Below are 17,756 nucleotides of genomic sequence, written 5' to 3'. Positions count from 1 at the left end.
GACAGCTAAATGAAAGAGTCAAAATAGAAGACACAGGCTTTCGACAAAAAGCCTTGCCTTAATTAACGGAGTTTATTATCAGTGGTATTACAAGTACAAGCAAGCACCTACGAAGCTAAAACCCAAGAAATTGCTAAACAACTTCTAGCAGCAACGCAGGAAAATCGTTCGTTTTTTTCTTCCCTGCGGGATCAAATGCGCTGGGATGATAAATTACTAGCTTGGGCGATGAGTAATCCTGGGTTGCGGGTGCAACTATTTCGCTTTATAGATACGCTACCTGCTTTGCATAGTAAATCAGAAATTGCCTCACATTTACAAGAATATTTAGGAGATGAATCTGTAGAATTACCGGCAGCTTTGAAGGGAATGCTAAACTTTGCTAACCCCGACTCTATGCCCGGACAAGTTGCTGCTACAACCGTTGGTACGGCGGTTGAGACTCTTGCCCATAAATATATTTCTGGGGAAAATATTAAACAAGTCATCAAAACAGTTGAACGACTGCGAAAAGAAAAAATGGCTTTCACCATCGACTTACTTGGTGAGGCGGTGATTACCGAAGCCGAAGCGCAGTCTTATCTAGAACGCTATCTAGAATTAATTCAACAACTGGTGGAAGCATCAAAAAATTGGGCAGTTATCCCGGCTATTGATGAGGCTGATGGCGAACCAATCCCAAAAGTTCAGGTTTCTGTAAAGTTAACGGCATTTTATTCGCAATTTGACCCTTTAGATGCTAAAGGTAGTGAGGAGCGAGTTAGCGATCGCATTCGGATTCTCTTACGTCGTGCTAAAGAGTTAGGCGCAGCTGTGCATTTTGATATGGAACAGTATGCTTATAAGGACATAACTCTCAGCATCCTGAAAAAACTGTTACTAGAAGAATTTAGGCAACGCACAGATGTTGGCATCACAATACAAGCATATCTGCGTGACAGTGAACAAGATACCAAAGACCTAATTTCTTGGTTGAAACAACGTGGTTATCCCCTAACAATCCGCTTAGTGAAAGGCGCATATTGGGATCAGGAAACTATTAAAGCAGCACAAAAGCATTGGCCACAACCAGTTTACAACGACAAAGCGGCAACTGATGCTAACTTTGAAACCATCACTCAGTTATTGCTAGAAAATCATCAATATGTGTATTCTGCCATTGGTAGCCATAATGTGCGATCGCACTCTCGCGCCATTGCCATAGCTGAAAGTTTAAATGTCCCTCGTCGTCGCTTTGAATTGCAAGTCCTCTACGGTATGGGGGATAAAGTTGCAAAGGCGTTGGTTGACAAGGGTTATCGGGTGAGAGTTTACTGTCCCTACGGTGAATTATTGCCTGGAATGGCGTATTTAATTCGTCGATTGTTGGAAAATACAGCTAATAGTTCTTTTTTACGGCAAAATCTGGAAAATCGACCGATTGAGGAGTTATTAGCGCCGCCGATTGTCAAAGATGCAAAAAATGAAAATTCCCCCGTGTTCTCTTCCTTCCTTGGTGCTGCTGATACAGATTATGCGGTGGAAGAGGTGAGAACGAAAGCGACGCAAGCTTTCCAAAGCGTTCGCCAACAGTTGGGTAAAACTTATTTACCGCTAATTAATGGCGAATATGTTAATCCGCCGGAATTTGTTGATTCTCTCAATCCTTCTAATTTCAGCGAGGTAATTGGTAAAGTTGGATTGATGAGTGTTGAACAAGCAGAACAGGCGATGCAAGCTGCCAAAGCAGCCTTTCCTGGGTGGAGGAAAACACCAGCTAAACAACGCGCTGATATTTTGCGGAAAGCGGGTGATTTGATGGAACTCCGCCGCGCTGAACTTTCAGTATGGATAGTTTTGGAAGTTGGGAAACCAGTTAAGGAAGCTGATGGAGAGGTTTCGGAAGCGATAGATTTCTGTCGGTATTACGCTGATGAGATAGAACGGTTAGATGAAGGTGTGAATTACGACATACCCGGTGAAACTAACCATTATATTTACCAACCACGGGGTATTGCTGTAGTAATTTCTCCCTGGAATTTCCCGCTAGCGATCGCTTGTGGAATGACTGTTTCAGCTTTGGTTTCAGGCAATTGTACTCTCTTGAAACCGGCCGAAACATCTTCTATCATTGCTGCCAAACTTACAGAAATCTTGGTAGATGCTGGTTTTCCCAAAGGTGTATTTCAATACGTACCTGGTAAGGGTTCGCAAGTCGGCGCTTACTTGGTAAATCATCCTGATACTCATATAATTGCTTTTACAGGTTCCCAAGAAGTTGGCTGTAGAATTTACGCAGAGGCGGCAACTTTGAAACCCGGACAAAAGCATATGAAACGGGTGATTGCTGAAATGGGCGGCAAGAATGCCATTATTGTAGATGAAAGTGCTGATTTAGACCAAGCGGTTGTAGGGGTAGTGCAATCGGCATTTGGTTACAGTGGCCAAAAATGTTCTGCCGCCTCAAGGGTGATTGTGCTGGAACCGATTTATGATACCTTTGTGCAGCGATTGGTGGAAGCGACAAAATCCTTGAATATTGGGGAAGCAGAGTTAGCGAGTACACAAGTTGGGCCAGTAATTGATGCTAATGCCCGCGATCGCATCCGCGAGTATATTGAGAAGGGTAAGGCAGAAGCAAAAGTGGCGTTGGAATTACCAGCACCCGAACAAGGATATTTTATCGGGCCAGTCATCTTTAGTGAAGTATCGCCAAATGCGGTAATTTCCCAGGAAGAAATTTTTGGCCCTGTGCTGGCGGTAATTCGGGTGAAGGATTTTCAGGAAGCGTTAGCAGTCGCCAATGGAACTAACTACGCTTTGACTGGAGGACTTTATTCTAGAACACCTTCGCACATTCAGCAGGCGCAGACAGAGTTTGAAGTCGGGAATTTATACATCAACCGCAATATTACAGGAGCGATCGTTGGGCGGCAACCTTTTGGCGGATTCAAACTTTCTGGAGTCGGTTCTAAAGCAGGCGGCCCCGATTACCTACTGCAATTCCTGGAACCACGCGCGGTGACAGAAAATATTCAGCGCCAAGGTTTTGCACCAATTGAAGGTGCAGATTAAAGTATAAAAGTAGGGTGGGAATAAACCCACCTTTTTTTATCTATTAACTCTATAGATTTGATGAGTAATTTAGTTATAAAAGTTGCTGATTTACCTGAAGAATTTCCAGCAATTCAAGCAATTAGAATATCAGTTTTTCAGCAAGAACAAGGGGTAGATCCTGCTTTAGAGTTTGATGGAAAAGATGATATATCTGACCATTTGATTGCTTATTTAGATGGAGAAGCTGTAGGTACTACTAGAATTAGATATTTAGATGAAAAAACTGCCAAAATAGAAAGACTTGCCGTTTTGTCTATAGCTAGAGGACAGGGTATTGGTAAGAAAATTATGGTAGAGGCATTACAGGTTATAGCTAGTAAAAATATTCCAGAAGTTGTGATTCACGCCCAAGAATATGTGAAATCTTTATACCAAAAATTGGATTTTGTAGAAGAAGGAGAAATTTTTCAAGAAGCTGGTATTGCCCATGTGATAATGAGAAGAAAATTTTATATTGGACAATTCTTCCTGTAAATGGAGAAATCCCCAGTCTGAGGGCGACATTGTTTATTCACATCTGTAACCAATCAATTTCGCGCTATCTACCCATATCCTTTTTAACAATGAGTGGGATAAGTGACGCTAGTCGTAATACACCAGACACAATGAACACTCCCCCTATACCAAAAGACCCAGCAAATTGAGCGATGAAGCCACCTATAGTTGCTCCTAAAGCACCACTCGCCCCACCAATAGCAGCAGCGATCGCAAAATAGATAGACTGATTTTTTACTGATGCAATCTCTATCTGGAGATTATTGCTGCACAAGTCAACTGCTCCCCAATTAGCTCCAATGAAAATGTGCAATAGCGGAAACCACAGCCAGAGATCGAGGGGACTAGAACCAATCGTTAGCCACAGCCAGGGGATGACGGAAATTAGAATTCCACAAGAAATTAGAATCGAACGATTGCCTATTCTATCTGCTAATTTACCCCACACGAGAAGCAGTAGCATATGTGCCCCTGCTCGCAGACTGGTGTAGAAAGTTACCCAACTCACATCCAGGTTCAGCGTATCTAGCAAGTAGAGGTTAAAAAACGGGGCACTTAGGTTAACACCAAACGCCCACAAGCCGAAATAAAGCAGAAAGACCAAAAAATTAGAGTTTTTCCAGATGCTGCTATCTATCTGATTTTGAGGGGTCGGCATTTGCGGGAGATAAATTGCTTCAGATATCTCACTAGATTCATTTGGTGCTGAGTCTAACTGAATCTCACTTGTTTGAGATAAGCTTGCATAATAGGTGTTTTGTAATTGGGGATTAATATCTACTTGGAAATACTGACACCCCAAGCTCACTATTCCAAAGATAATGCCGAAGAACAAAATCACTCCATAACCTTGGATACTCCCCCCATACCAATGTGATACAGCTAGACCAGCTATTGGCAAGGTGAGTAACTCGGTGAGGTTGGCAAAGCTACTGCGTAGCCCAAAATATCTACCTCGTAATTGCCGTGGGACTAACATTGCTATCCAACTGAACCACGATGCAGTTCCTAGTCCTCCTAAAAGATGACTGCATACGAGAATCAAGAGCGACAATATCACCAATTGGTTTGAATTAAGCCCTCCCCAACTAAAGCTAGCAATGCCAATTATTAAAATCAGCCACAGTAGCCGACCAATTCCATGAGTGCGAAGGGAATTCTGAAGACGGCTAGTGCTGCGTTCAGACAAGTAAGCACCCATCGGCTGAAAGAGATTCGCTAACATGGGGATAGAGGATATCATGCCAAACACCACCGGACTGGCATCCAACTGCACCAAGAAATTACCCAGCAAAACCCCGCCAGTGGCAATATTGAAAACTGCTGCGAAGATACCATCGGCAGTGGAGGCTTTCAAACTGGTGCGAATAGCATCTTTGGAAATTCGCGGGGTGGGTGTTGAGGTAGGAGTGAGTGTTGTTGATGGCGAAGCAATCTGAGCAATTTCTAGAGTTAGAGGCACACCTGTCTCAGGTTGAAAAGAATCCATAAATTTAATATTTAAGAGTATAAGAGGTTGTTTGAAAAGTGGTTGGCTGTGATTTTAGGCACTTATCGATCCCCCTAGCCCATACCAGTCGCTCCACTTGGGGAAACCCCAGACGCTCTCGCGTTCGCAGACTCGTTGGCAGAGCCTCTGGTAGAATTGAGGCTGCGCTATGTGCATTAATACTAATAATTATTAATGATTTACGATTGCTATTTAACCACCATTAGCCAGATATTGGAAATCTTCGTGTATTACACTATGAAGTGGGAAAGGTGGGATAAGTGCTAAACCAGTAAAAGTATTAGATAAAATACTTAGAATACAGAATATAGGTGCTGTATTGGCAAATTGGGACTAAAAATATGAATGCGATCACGTAGTGTTTAAAGTGGTGTTTCGTTCATCCGAAAATCGCTATGGTTTAAATATCGCATTAATATTGACTCTAATTGAACTACTTGAATTGGTTTGAGAAGATAGTCGTTAGCACCAGCTTGCACAATATCAAGCTTCTCTGGAGGTTCACTAAAGCCCATCATCACCACCTGCAAATGCTGCAAAGAAGGTTCTTGTTTGAGAATATTTAGCAAATCCCAGCCCCTAACATCATCTACTAATTGGACATCCAAAAAAATTAAATCTGGCTGTAGGGTTCGCACCTCTTCCAAAAATTTGTTTTTGTTGTCTATCCACTTGACTTGGTAACCAATTGTCTGGAGATAATTTTGCAACACTGTGCCAGTGTTTTCTTCAACTATCAAAATAGTTTTATTTTTGGGAAGAACTAGGGAGGATGAGGAAGATGTTGCTTCAGTATCTTCCTTAGCTTCATCTGCTGCTGCCGGATGCTCCGGGTTTGGTAGAAACAAAGTAAACTGACTCCCTTCTCCCAAAATCGATGTTACAGTCACATCTCCACCATGCAAACGCGCTAATTTGCGTGTTAAAGCTAAACCCAAACCTGTGCCTTCATACTGCCGATTTAACTGACTGTCAAGCTGTTTAAAAGGTTCAAATAGAAATTGAAACTGATTCGAGTCTATACCAATTCCAGTATCTGAAATTGTAAAGGTCATCCCTTGCGGTACTTTTTTGACTACCAGCGATACCTGACCGGCTGGGGTGAATTTAATGGCATTAGTAAGTAGGTTGAGTAGCATTTGCTTGATGCGCCGCTCATCAGCAATCAGAATATCCGCTTCTAGGTCAATTTCATGTGTGAGTTGCAATCCCTTTTCTAAGGCGCGATCGCGCACTGTCCATATGGCATAATTACATAAATCTGACACTGACAAAGGTGAGAGTAAGAGTTCCTCTTTGCCTGCTTCCACCTTAGACAAGTCAAGGATATCGTTAATCAGTTCTAGTAAGTGTTCACCACTACTATATATACAACTTACATATTCATTCTGCTTTTCATTGAGAGAGCCAACTATTTTTTGTTGCAATAACTGTGATAAGCCCATAATTGCATTCAGAGGTGTCCGCAACTCATGGCTCATGGTTGCTAAGAATTCACTTTTTGCCCGACTAGCAGCTTCTGCTGCTTCTTGAGAGGCACGCAGTTTCAACTCTATTTGCTTGCGTTCAGTAATGTCCTCAATCATCGCTAGAAAAAACTCCGGTTTACCATTGCTGTCTGGTATAACAGAAACAGAGATATGAGTCCAAACTAAGCTACCATCTTGATGCAGGCAGCGTCTTTCCATTTCAATACGATGTCTATCGACAAGCTGTTCCTGAAGTTCGGAGTGTTGGAAACCAAACCTTGAAGTTTTCCCTGAGTTTGTGAGAATTCCTGACACCAGTTGTTTATAACGTTTTAAATCCCCCCTTTGTATAGAAATGTAATCTATAAAGTGCTTGCCGGATAACTCTTCTCGGCTGTATCTTAAAATCTCGCACAGTGCCGGATTAGTATCGACTATTTTCGCTTTCATATCTATAAGTCCAATGCCGATAGAAGAACGCTCAAAAATCGCCCGAAATTGCACCTCACTCTGTCGCAGTGCTTCCTGGACGACGTTTCGCTCGCTTGCTTCTATAGCCAGGGTGACGAAATCTGCAATCGAGCCAGCAAAAGTCTCTTCTTCCAAAGTCCATTGGCGACTTTCGCCTATGTGTTCGTGACAGACTACGCCCACCAAACGACCCTCTAGCCAAATTGGTGCATCCAGCAAGGATGTGACGCCTAAAACAGAAAGATAAGACTCGGATAATTCTTTGGTTCTTGTATCGTTTCTGGCATCATTTGCGGCAATGGTACGTTCCTCTTCTAAAGCCTGGAAATAAGCTGGATAATTTTTTTGTGAAAGTGAGTTACCAAAGCTATGCTCCTTAGTACTCACATCATATAAATCGATGCATTCAATTTTTGAACGTTCTTGATTATATAACCACACACCAACTCGCTGCACTAAGAGCGTCCGAGCAGTAGTTTCTGTGATTTCCCTTAAGACTGCGTTGAGATTACCTTGCTCAAATGTCTTGCTCCTTGCTAGTTGCACCAGTGTCTGACTTTGTTTTCGCCGACCATTTTCTTTGATTTGTAAAGCCTCTTGGGCCTGCTTGTGCTCTGTAATATCTCTAGCTAACACCACCTGCATTAGTTGCCCTCAAGAAAAATAATTTTGCCTTGCAGTTCTAAGGGAAAATTAGAACCGTCTTTGTATAACTACAATTACTTCATAAGGTTTTTCATAACCGGAAAGTATATTTTTTCTAATCAAATCTGATGATTCTGGATAACGAATTCCAAACTAGATTTTGCTGATCAGTTCTATTACTTCATGTCAGTGATTTTTGCTAGGGGATAATTAATATTTAAAATTATTTAATTATCAAGTAATTCTACTATTAAGTAGTATAGTATTATTTTGAATTTGGGTCTAGGGAACTGTAGGAAGTATGAAGTAGAAAGTAGTGTAGTTTCATTACTTGAAAAGCGATGTAAGTCAATTTGTTGCTTAGTGCTGATAGCAATTCTTTGTGAAACTGCACAAAACCAAGCTTGGTGAGATGAACTTGGGGATTTTGCCCCAAGTTTCAGGGGCAACCTCACAGATAATCGGTATGACGACCAAAACAACCTTGATTCTCCTAGAGAAAGATACCTAATGACTCAAATTTTGCCAAAATCTAAGATGACGGTAGCTTTTATGGAGGTGAAGCGATGACGGATAGTAATGTGAGAATAGTTTCCCTAATTCCCAGTGGAACAGAGATTTTAGCGACACTAGGGTTGGTTAATGCTATTGTGGGGCGATCGCACGAATGCGACTACCCTCCAGAAATCCACAATCGCCCCATTTGTACCCAAGCCCGCTTAAACTCCAATGCCTCCAGCAGCCAAATTCATGATGACGTGAACAATTTATTGCAATCTGCACTAAGTATCTATGAAATCAAAACAGATGTTTTAGAGCAGTTGCAGCCTACCCACATTCTTACTCAAGACCAGTGTGATGTTTGTGCTGTTAGCTTAGACGAGGTTGAAAAGGCAGTTGCCACACTCATTCATAGTAAACCTCAGATAATTTCTTTACAACCTAATGTTCTCCAAGATGTTTGGGCTGATATTGAGCGAGTCGGCAACACCTTTGAAGTAGATTCGGTTAAAGTTCTAGAAAACTTAGAAGCTCGCGTCAAAATTTGTCAGCAAAGAATCCAAGGACTTTCTTTAAATGAAGTGCCTACTGTCGCCTGCATCGAGTGGACTGATCCTTTGATGATCGCCGCCAATTGGATTCCTGAATTAGTCAACTTAGCAGGAGGACACTCTCTGTTTAGCGTTATAGGTCAAGCTTCTCCTATCTTGCCGTGGGAAACACTATTAGCAAGTAACCCAGATATCATTGTTTTTATGCTTTGTGGCTTTGATTTAAATCGCACTCGTCAAGAAGCCAATTTGTTAACTCAACGTTCAGACTGGGAAAAACTGCACGCTACCCAATCCGGTAGGGTATACATTACTGATGGCAATTCTTACTTTAATCGTCCAGGGCCGCGACTGGTAGATTCTCTAGAAATTTTGGCTGAAATTTTGCATCCTGAAATTTTTCAATACGGCTACAAAGGAACCGGTTGGGAACCTTTGTAATTTAGCTGGATGTCCAACCCAGGTGATTTGGTTAAGGTGAGTTCGATAAACCTCTCCCTGACTTGAACTAAAGTTCAAGTCTGTCCTTCTGGGACTCCCAGAGGGACGGTTATAGGTAGTAAAATCTCTGGTATTTTGATTGAGCTAGTTAGGCGAACACCACATGAGCCGTCGAACTCACATTTGGTTATGGTGTTTGTTCAGAATCCGTCGATGGTTCATTGTTAAATAACAGCAGGCGTGCAGCGAGGATGGCAAATCCCACAGCAGCGATCGCTTTTAACAAGCGTGTAGGTAATAATTCTGCTACTGCTCCCCCTGCTAATGCTCCCAACAAGCTTGTCAACAGCAGTGCGCCTGCTGCGCCAAAAAATACTGCACGCGGAGAATTAGAACGCCCTGAAAGTGCGATCGCCGCTAGCTGACTTTTGTCACCCAATTCTGATAAAAAAACTGTAATAAAGCTCAGTCCTAAAAGATGCCAATCCATATGATTAAGGGGGAGAAATCAATTCAAAATTCAAAATTCAAAATTCAAAATAAAAGGCTGGGAGAGATGTAGGGTTAGCTTCTTACAAGAGGGAGATGAGGGAGAATAACTCTAACTCCTGTACAGACGCGATTAATAAGCCAGCGCGTTGCGGGGGTTCCCCCCGTTGTAGCGACTGGCGTCGCGTCTCCTAACTAACCTTGGAATATATCCCAAAACAGCATTAGGGAAATCACCAACAACATCACGCCTGCTGATTTTTCTATAGTTTTCGGGCTGAGTCGAGTGGCTATCCAACTACCTAAAAGCACACCTAATAAGCTGGTGGTTATCAACGCAGCCGCAGATCCTATAAATACGACCCACGGCGAATGAGATTGTGCACTCATTAACAGCGTGGATAGCTGAGTCTTATCTCCAATTTCTGCTAGAAAAATAGTTACAAAAGTTGTACCAAAAACTACCACCACTGATTGCTGCTTTTGAGGACTATCCGCAACTACAGCCTGAACTGGCTGGGCGATCGCTGGAGTTAAGTTAAAATCAGTGCTGTCTTTCAGTTCTAGCTCAATTTCAGTCTCAGATATCCCAGAAATGTCCAAAGGAGCAGAGTCAAGTTTCACGAGCAGTAGTTTTGTTGGTAGGTTGCTTTCATATTTCTATCATATTCTCAGATTGTTGTAATAAATTGCAACTCCAGAGATGAAGACAAAAAAATTATCGGGTGTGTTTGCGTCCTTGCATCCTCTTCACAACCCAACAGCTTTATTGAAGCGGATTATTTCCAAACTGCGATCGCCATATACTCCCTCTATTTGCTGGCGACAGCAGTCAATGGCAAAATCGTTGACTTCTTCTGGTTCAACCCCATACATATCTTGAAACACTTCTGATTCCACACGGCAGAAACGAGGACGATCTGAGTAAATGCGGCATTCTCGCGTGGTATGGTCAAAATTAACGCACCATCCCCCTTCACCTACCATGCTGAGATAAAGTTCTAGTTCTGGTGGAGAGAGATACTCATCCAAATCTGGACGCTCTGCTGGATCAAGATTACAGCAGGCTCCACATTGCTTTACACATTGCCAAGTTGCCATTTTGGATTAGGGAGTGGGGATTGGGGATTAGGCGAGTAACGTATCATCTAGAATCGGTCACGGTCTTTGACATTGGCTTTAGCAGGATGCTCCATGACAACCTACACGAACTTAGTTTTCAAAGCTTCCCTGCACGCTGCATTGGGAGAAGAAGTGGGATTCATCACAAACGCGGCTCCTACATCTCTAGCACATTGCGAAAATACAAGAGCGCCATGCCTGAAATTGGGAAATTCTATCAATGTGCCATTTGTTAATCCTGCTAGTGCCTGTTTGCCCACATCTGTATCACAGACACTGCTTTATCAGTTCCCGCGATCGAAATGGGCTTGTTACCAAGTGTTTTTAGAAGCGCGATCGTGCGTATTTTGAGATTGGGATACGCTGCATTACAGGCGGTGTCCTTCTGAGAGTCTTCAATCAAATTCTTGGTGATTGGTAAAGAACTTAATCTTGGTATAAATATACTACTAATTTGTATTTTATTTAGGATTGCTATAGGCAATTAAAGTAGGACGATGACCGACATTAATATCAGTTACTCAATCACTTGACCATAGATATGTTCCTGTTTAATCGCTTTCTCCGTTCAATAATTCGGTTTGTGCTAGTCAGTGTGATGACGATCGCAATGGTGCTTGGTTGGAGTGCGATCGCTCACAGTCAACTGCCTTCCTTACCTACCGCAGCCTCCAACGACCCGCACCAGCCACCTAAGGGTGTTACCCGCCTCGGTATGTATGAAATTGCGTCTGTGTATTCACCCTTAGACAGAGACTCCTTGTTTGAGATTGTCTCTCCCACTGTTTTTAATCGTAGCCAACCGCCAGACGGATCTCTTCCAGTAGAGGTACGTGCCGAAGAAATTACACAACGGCTGATGCGAGCGCTCGACCGAACTAACAAAGCTAAACAAACTCCTCTGGTTTCTATTGCCATTCTGAATCAGGATTCAATCCTCCAACTCAGTGACGATCAAACGACCCGTCCTTTAAGGCTGGTGACAGTAACAGAGCCAGATGCTGACTACCACGGGAAAACTCTGGAGGAACTGGCGCAGGAGTGGCAAAAAATATTACAAGCAGAAGTGGAACGTATTAATACACTCTTCTCGCATAAGGTATTGTGGCAACGGATTGGGCAGGCATTGCAAATCAGCATCGGCTTAGTATTGGGGAGTGTTGTGTTGTGGTTACTGCGGCGAACTTTAATTCGCAAACAGACGGCATTGCAAGTTAGCCATCAAGAGCAGAAAGCTGCGGTAAAACAGGGTGTCGTCAAGCGATCTGAGGCAGAAACATCCACAACTATTCACACAATAGAGACCGGCGAAAAGAAAACAGATGCAGACACGATCGCCCATCAGCGATCGCAGTTTCTAGAAACGATCCAGCGACAGTTCAGCCTCAAGCGCCAACTGGGGATCTATTCTCTGCTCACATGGCTACTGTTTTGGGCATTTATTCTGATGTGGTACATCGGGATTGTGGTCATCATGTCTCGCGTCCCCTACCTCATGAGATGGTGGACGGAGGCTTTAGCCAGGCCCCTGGCGCTACTGATTATTTGGTTTTTCATCAGTCTTGTTATTCGGATCAGTAAAACCTTAATTGACCGCCTCACTGATGTCTGGACAACCCATTCCTCTCTCCCTTTGAGTGAAACTCAACGGATTGCGCTACGAGCTGCAACAGTTTCCGGGGCACTCAAAGGATTAATCACCTTTGTTTTCATTACCTTGGGTATCTTGAAGTCTCTAAACGCATTTAATATGCCCACCAGTTCAATTTTGGCAGGGGGCGCTGTCATCGGTATCGCCATTTCTCTTGGTTCCCAAAGTCTGATTAAAGATTTGGTCAATGGCTGCTTGATTTTAATGGAGGATCAATTTGCTGTGGGAGATGTAATTGAGATTGGGGATAAAAGCGGACTGGTGGAAAATCTCAACCTGCGGGTGACTCAACTACGTAATAACGAAGGTAAATTAATTACCATTCCCAATAGCAATATCATGAATGTCAGCAATCTAACCCGTCTCTGGTCACGGGTAGACTTTTCTATTGTAGTGGCGTATGAAAACGACCCCAAGCAGGTTTTAGAGATTCTCAAGCAAGTATGCAAACAATTGTATAGCGAAGTAGAATGGCGCGATCGCCTGCTAGAATCGCCCCAAGTGTTGGGGATTGATGACCTATCACACATGGGTATGTTAGTGCGCGTTTGGATTAAAACGGCACCTATGGAACAATGGAGTGTTGGGCGAGAGTTCCGTCTACGGGTACGGCAAGCCTTTGAAGCTAACAACATTCAAATTGACGCAAATTGAGGATTGTCAACTGACTCTACCATTCAACCTCTTGGTGATAGAGTGATCCAATCAATTTATATCTATTCAAAACAACAATTAACATAACAATGAAAACATTGTGGGCTTTAACGCCGATCGCGCTGGGTTTACTTACACTTACAGTCGCGAATTCCGTGAATGCTCAAGCGATAATTGACACTGTAGACAACGGTAATTTTAGTGTGACGGGGATGACGCGAGGAAGCGGTTGCACTGTCCTTTTTAGCCCTCAAGGAGAGCTACTTCAAAATGGTCGTTCCTGTAGTTCAAGAGAATATTGGTAAAGCTCAAGCTGCGATCGATACCTATCCGTGGTACTTGCGATTCAGGCGACTGGAGCAGTGGCAGAACTCGTTTTTAGTCTGCTGTACTGTTGGGTTTCGTGTTTGTCTTAGCGAAACTCATGTCTTCGCAGGTTGAAAACTCGCTCCATCGATGGCATTAAGACCTTCTCGTTTAGCAGTGAAGACTTCGTGTTGGTGCAGACGTGATCGTAGCGACCATTTCACCTTCGGCTTGCATTGCATCCTCTGAGACAGGTTTGTAGAATCGCCAACGACCATGATTATCCGGCCCTGACTCTGCTCTGAGTTCCCGTGTATAGCCTCCATAACGAGAATCATCGTATCGAGAATCACGACTACAGGAATCAATTATTCACTTCTACCTTAACCTTCTGGCGAGGACAGCGCCAACTCGCACCACCAAGACCAACGTTAGTGCAACCTTCGGCTTGCATTGCATCCTCTGAGACATTGTCAGGCTTGTAGAATCGCCAACGACCTCGATTATCCGGCCCTGACTCTGCTCTGAGTTCCCGTGTAGAGGCTCCATAACGAGAATCATCGTAGCGAGAATCACGACTACGGGAATCATTATCCACGTCTACCTTAATCTTCTGGCGAGGACAGCGCCAACTCGCACCACCAATACCAACGTTAGTGCAACCTTCGGCTTGCATTGCATCTTCTGAGACATTGTCAGGCTTGTAGAATCGCCAACGACCTCGATCATCCGGTCCTGACTCTGCTCTGAGTTCCCGTGTATAGGCTTCATAACGAGAATCATCGTAGCGAGAATCACGACTACGGGAATCATTATCCACGTCTACCCTAATCTTCTGGCGAGGACAGCGCCAACTCGCACCACCAATACCAACGTTAGTGCAACCTTCGGCTTGCATTGCATCCTCTGAGACATTGTCAGGCTTGTAGAATCGCCAACGACCTCGATTATCCGGCCCTGACTCTGCTCTGAGTTCTCGTGTTTGTGATATCAGAAAAGGAGTAGTAGTGGGTTTAATTTCTTGAGCCAAAACTGAAGAATCTTCCGTCTTAATGGAAGCGGTACTCAAGAGAATGCCACAAACAGCAAAAGTCGCTAATCGATGCAATCTACTTATCTTGGCGAAATTCAACATCAACATAAGTCTCTCTGAATTGTTTTAAGTATATTATCAGTAATGCTTCCAAGCAACGCACTTACAGCGATCGCACAGCAGGGGTTAGGAAAATTTTCTCAAGGCGTTTTATGGTGCAAAATCCTTGAAATGGTTCATTCCCCAACCCCTGTAGTCACAACACCTGCCGGGTTAATAAATGGAGCAACAATCACTGAATGCCAACTGACAGCTCAAATGGAACAGTTTGATTTCTGTTTTTGGCATTCCCCATGAGATACACACGAACGGTGTAATCACCATTGCGTGGCAATTGAACGCTTCCGTCGTTGCCTGATGTTGAACTGTTATAGATTGCTCGGTTGCCGCCTGGTGCAAGAATGTTGAAGTATGCGGTTCCTTTGGTGATCAACGAAACCGATATCTTCTGCCCCGCCTTTGCACCCAGAATATAGTCGTGGTATTGCTCGCCCCTGATCGAAGAACGCACATAACCATTATCGTTACCACGGGAAAAATGCACGACCGTATGCGCCTGAGCCAGTGAGGGCGCAGCAATGCCAAATGTGAGCGATGCAGTGATGGCTACTGCGGCAAAAATCTTTTGAGTAGAAGCTAAGGCAAAGTTTTTCATGTGATAGTTTCTCCGTTACAACAACTGAATTAGTTTTTTGCTCTGATGTAATATAGAACAACGTCTCAGCTTGATTAGTCAAGGTGGCATCACTAGCGAACTCACCATCATCAGAATTTGTCGCGTTTCATGGTTTTTAGTTTATTACGCGCTTTTGGTGAATAGGGGGTGTCCCTTAACATACTATTTGACTGCTAGGCAGCATACAGTAAGCACAGCAGCACTCACCGAACGACGCGCAATAGAATCTGAGCGAGGCTAACTGTGGAAGGCAATGAGTAAAGCGATCGCTAACCTCGCAATCGCAGCAGCTCATCTCGCCAAGAGGCGACCAGTGGATCGCTCTCCACAGATTGCCCAATGTGCTTCACCCGCCATTTACGAATTGCCAGTTCGTTTTGCGCCCGCACGATCGCCCTTGAGGTGCGCCCCTTGAGATGGGGAATGCGGCGCGTTCTGAAGATGCGATCGCCCTTCACCTGTTCATATTCTTCTGGCGTAATCACAGGTTCGGTCTCATCTGCCAACCCTTCCCGAATCACCTGCCGCTCCCAAATGCCACTCTGCCACAGCATCACCCCGACAATCAGAAAAAATGGGAAAAAGCCAAGTAATCTCAAGGCACTATGACTGACCCACACGCTGAAGAAGGATTGAGTCATCTCGGAAACATCTCCGGGCGTTGATTCAACATGAAGTGGCTTCCCGGTCGTTATAAAGGTGTATAGGTATACTATTAGAACGAGAGCATCATTGAGAAAATGTGCCGAATACCCCAACAGCCAGCCTCCCACCGGAGCTGCATAGCGCAACCAGCGGCGGGTGGTTTGCCGAGCCAGTCCCAGTCCCATACCAAACAGCCCTGCATAGAGCGGATGTCCATCTAGCCCAAACACAGCAAACCGATCCCCTAGCTGGAAAGCCAAGGGCGCATCCCCAGTTTGGATAAATGTCCGCATCACGAACAAAGGGGCTTCAAACAAGTTGAAGCCAAGCCCTATTAGCGCACCGTAGATAAAGCCATCTCGAACCCCATCAAATTCAGCCCGCAGCAACCAGAACAACAGTAACACCCCCAGCCCTTTGGTGGTATCTTCTACCAGTGGAGCTGCGATGGGAGCACCCAGAATTTTTCCGGCATCAGCCCCAAGAATTGCCTGGACATTGGGATGCACTTTCACATAGCTGTCTACAGCAGCGTGCATATAGCCGCTAATCGGAAGGGCTAACCCGGTGGCAATCAGAGCGCCCCACAGCACTGCGATCAAGTAAAGCCACCTCGATTCTGGTTCGCGGCGATCAAGAAACCACAAAATTGCCAGGGTAAAAAGCGTCAGTAAGATTGTCGCTGCCACAGCAATGAAAAAGACCTGGAAAGCAACCGGGGTAACGCGTGAGAATTGTTTGATTAAGGATGACGCGCTGATGGCAATTAATACAGCCAAAACAATGCTGATTAATACAGCGTTACGGGGGCGACTTAAGGGCGAACCATAGAAAAGTCTGGCTTGATTGGTTAACAACATAGATATCTTATAATGGAAACAAAACTTGACCAAAACTTCGAGTGATATCTACTCGCCGCCATCGCCAAAGCTGATAAAGTCGCTGTGAACCCAGCCAACCGCTTTTGATTGTACAAATTGCACCTTGCACCCGTTCAAATCGCTGCCGATGGCGGCAGGATGCTGCATAACAACCTACTTTGGGGAAGCGGGAGGCAGCACGAACTTGAGTTTCAAAGCTTCCCTGCACGAGCCTCTAAATTGGACAGGGCGAACGCATCTAAATTATACTTGCTCACCACTGAGGTTAAGAATCAACGAAAAAATCAGCATTTCTCGTTTGATTTGTTTTTCAACCCTCAAAGCGATGCCTGCGGTGGTCACTGAGCTTTGTCGAAGTGCGGGCTACGCCAACGCTTAATCCTTTGTCAATAAACAAAACTTAATGAGATTAGTTTTAGGTTTATTGAAAATATAGTAGTCTTATTGACATGATGTGTTGCCCTGCTAAATTGGATTGTTTGTCCAGATAACAACTAATTCTGACAATCCACTGGACCGCCCGTATAAATAATCGATTGGTAGCGTCCTTGGTCTGTTTTAACTGTTACACAGTAGTTGGTTTCGCCTTCTAGCCAGTAGCTGTAGCCTGAATCATCACTCTTGACCCATCGATAGCCCCGTTCTTTGACTGTGTTTTCTGCCTGTCCTGCCCTTGCCCCCACTAAATCACTCAACCGAGAGACGGTAGTACCCGCTTCAGGCTGTCTATTGCCATTGTGATCGTCAGATGTACGTTGTTCTTGCAGGTAGCTATCGATCGCTGTCTGGGCTTTACGGACTTCTGTTGAACGACAGGATTGGCCCTGTTGAATGATCTCTCCCTGAGGGTTAAAAAGGACAGTGCAGCCACTTCCTGATCTCATACCAGTCACACTCAGATTACCGTTGTCTAAAGTGTCAATCACTGCTTGAGCGTTAACAGGATGAGTGACTGTAAGAGTTAATAAACCCAAAATAGTAGGGGCTAATGTTCGCAAGCTTTTCATTGGTTGCATTCAGCTTATATGGTGTTGGTTAAAAGATTGTTTGTCCAGATAAC

The 17,756-nt window shown here is 44.1% G+C and carries 17 protein-coding genes; 7 read left to right on the top strand and 10 right to left on the bottom strand.

Annotation, left to right across the window (positions count from 1 at the left end; genetic code table 11):
- Positions 1-81: 81 nt before the first annotated feature.
- Together pruA and V7K46_RS15135 are read left to right on the top strand one after the other, a co-directional pair.
- Positions 82-3,054, top strand: coding sequence for an L-glutamate gamma-semialdehyde dehydrogenase (gene pruA, locus V7K46_RS15140; RefSeq protein ID WP_335114402.1), 2,973 nt, complete (start codon positions 82-84; stop codon positions 3,052-3,054).
- 60 nt (positions 3,055-3,114) lie between these two features.
- Positions 3,115-3,570: a GNAT family N-acetyltransferase gene (locus V7K46_RS15135; RefSeq protein WP_335114400.1), complete on the top strand. Its 456-nt coding sequence runs from the start codon at positions 3,115-3,117 to the stop codon at positions 3,568-3,570.
- A gap of 64 nt (positions 3,571-3,634) precedes the next feature.
- On the opposite strand, the gene V7K46_RS15130 is transcribed toward V7K46_RS15135, so the two are convergent.
- Entirely contained in the window at positions 3,635-5,080 is a 1,446-nt protein-coding gene (locus V7K46_RS15130; RefSeq protein ID WP_335114398.1) for an MFS transporter, read from the bottom strand.
- A gap of 383 nt (positions 5,081-5,463) precedes the next feature.
- Positions 5,464-7,686 carry a hybrid sensor histidine kinase/response regulator gene (locus tag V7K46_RS15125; protein ID WP_335114396.1) on the bottom strand — a complete coding sequence of 741 codons (2,223 nt, stop codon included), beginning with the start codon at positions 7,684-7,686 and terminating at the stop codon, positions 5,464-5,466.
- Positions 7,687-8,068: 382 nt separating this feature from the next.
- On the opposite strand from V7K46_RS15125, the gene V7K46_RS15120 reads away from it, so the two are divergent.
- Positions 8,069-8,197, top strand: a complete 129-nt coding sequence (locus V7K46_RS15120) for a hypothetical protein (RefSeq protein ID WP_335114394.1) — start codon at positions 8,069-8,071, stop codon at positions 8,195-8,197.
- A gap of 55 nt (positions 8,198-8,252) precedes the next feature.
- Entirely contained in the window at positions 8,253-9,179 is a 927-nt protein-coding gene (locus tag V7K46_RS15115; RefSeq protein WP_335114392.1) for a cobalamin-binding protein, read from the top strand.
- A gap of 187 nt (positions 9,180-9,366) precedes the next feature.
- Here V7K46_RS15115 and V7K46_RS15110 read toward each other — a convergent pair whose 3' ends face one another.
- From V7K46_RS15110 to V7K46_RS15100, 3 genes are all read right to left on the bottom strand, one after another.
- The gene (locus V7K46_RS15110; RefSeq protein ID WP_335114391.1) at positions 9,367-9,669 is read right to left on the bottom strand and encodes a TMEM165/GDT1 family protein; all 303 of its coding nucleotides are present in this window, start codon (positions 9,667-9,669) and stop codon (positions 9,367-9,369) included.
- Between the two features lie 194 nt (positions 9,670-9,863).
- Complete coding sequence (locus V7K46_RS15105) at positions 9,864-10,292, bottom strand: TMEM165/GDT1 family protein (protein ID WP_335114390.1); 429 nt, start codon at positions 10,290-10,292, stop codon at positions 9,864-9,866.
- A 126-nt stretch (positions 10,293-10,418) separates the two neighbouring features.
- On the bottom strand, positions 10,419-10,769 hold the full coding sequence (locus V7K46_RS15100; protein WP_335022658.1) for a YkgJ family cysteine cluster protein: 351 nt from the start codon (positions 10,767-10,769) through the stop codon (positions 10,419-10,421).
- Positions 10,770-10,862: 93 nt separating this feature from the next.
- Between V7K46_RS15100 and V7K46_RS15095 the strand changes: the two genes are divergently transcribed.
- The 3 genes from V7K46_RS15095 to V7K46_RS15085 all read left to right on the top strand — a co-directional run bounded on the left by V7K46_RS15095 (position 10,863) and on the right by V7K46_RS15085 (position 13,400).
- Positions 10,863-11,141 (top strand): hypothetical protein, encoded by a 279-nt coding sequence (locus V7K46_RS15095; protein WP_335114389.1) that lies wholly within the window; start codon positions 10,863-10,865, stop codon positions 11,139-11,141.
- Positions 11,142-11,331: 190 nt separating this feature from the next.
- Positions 11,332-13,095, top strand: coding sequence for a mechanosensitive ion channel family protein (locus V7K46_RS15090; RefSeq protein ID WP_335114388.1), 1,764 nt, complete (start codon positions 11,332-11,334; stop codon positions 13,093-13,095).
- An 89-nt stretch (positions 13,096-13,184) separates the two neighbouring features.
- Positions 13,185-13,400: a hypothetical protein gene (locus tag V7K46_RS15085; RefSeq protein ID WP_335114386.1), complete on the top strand. Its 216-nt coding sequence runs from the start codon at positions 13,185-13,187 to the stop codon at positions 13,398-13,400.
- A 365-nt stretch (positions 13,401-13,765) separates the two neighbouring features.
- Here the strand turns inward: V7K46_RS15085 and V7K46_RS15080 are convergent, their stop codons facing one another.
- From V7K46_RS15080 to V7K46_RS15060, 5 genes are all read right to left on the bottom strand, one after another.
- A complete protein-coding gene (locus V7K46_RS15080) occupies positions 13,766-14,542 on the bottom strand; it encodes a hypothetical protein (RefSeq protein WP_335114384.1) in 777 nt (258 codons plus the stop codon).
- Between the two features lie 184 nt (positions 14,543-14,726).
- Entirely contained in the window at positions 14,727-15,149 is a 423-nt protein-coding gene (locus V7K46_RS15075) for a hypothetical protein (RefSeq protein WP_335114382.1), read from the bottom strand.
- A gap of 290 nt (positions 15,150-15,439) precedes the next feature.
- Positions 15,440-16,675: a PrsW family intramembrane metalloprotease gene (locus tag V7K46_RS15070; RefSeq protein ID WP_335114380.1), complete on the bottom strand. Its 1,236-nt coding sequence runs from the start codon at positions 16,673-16,675 to the stop codon at positions 15,440-15,442.
- Between the two features lie 7 nt (positions 16,676-16,682).
- A complete protein-coding gene (locus tag V7K46_RS15065; protein ID WP_335114378.1) occupies positions 16,683-16,904 on the bottom strand; it encodes a hypothetical protein in 222 nt (73 codons plus the stop codon).
- A gap of 286 nt (positions 16,905-17,190) precedes the next feature.
- The gene (locus V7K46_RS15060) at positions 17,191-17,703 is read right to left on the bottom strand and encodes a hypothetical protein (RefSeq protein ID WP_335114376.1); all 513 of its coding nucleotides are present in this window, start codon (positions 17,701-17,703) and stop codon (positions 17,191-17,193) included.
- Positions 17,704-17,756: the final 53 nt, after the last annotated feature.

This window comes from Nostoc sp. (assembly GCF_036917395.1).
GTDB lineage: Bacteria > Cyanobacteriota > Cyanobacteriia > Cyanobacteriales > Nostocaceae > Nostoc.
The sequence above is the reverse complement of the archived record's forward strand: the minus strand, read 5'-3'. Positions and strand labels throughout refer to the sequence as shown.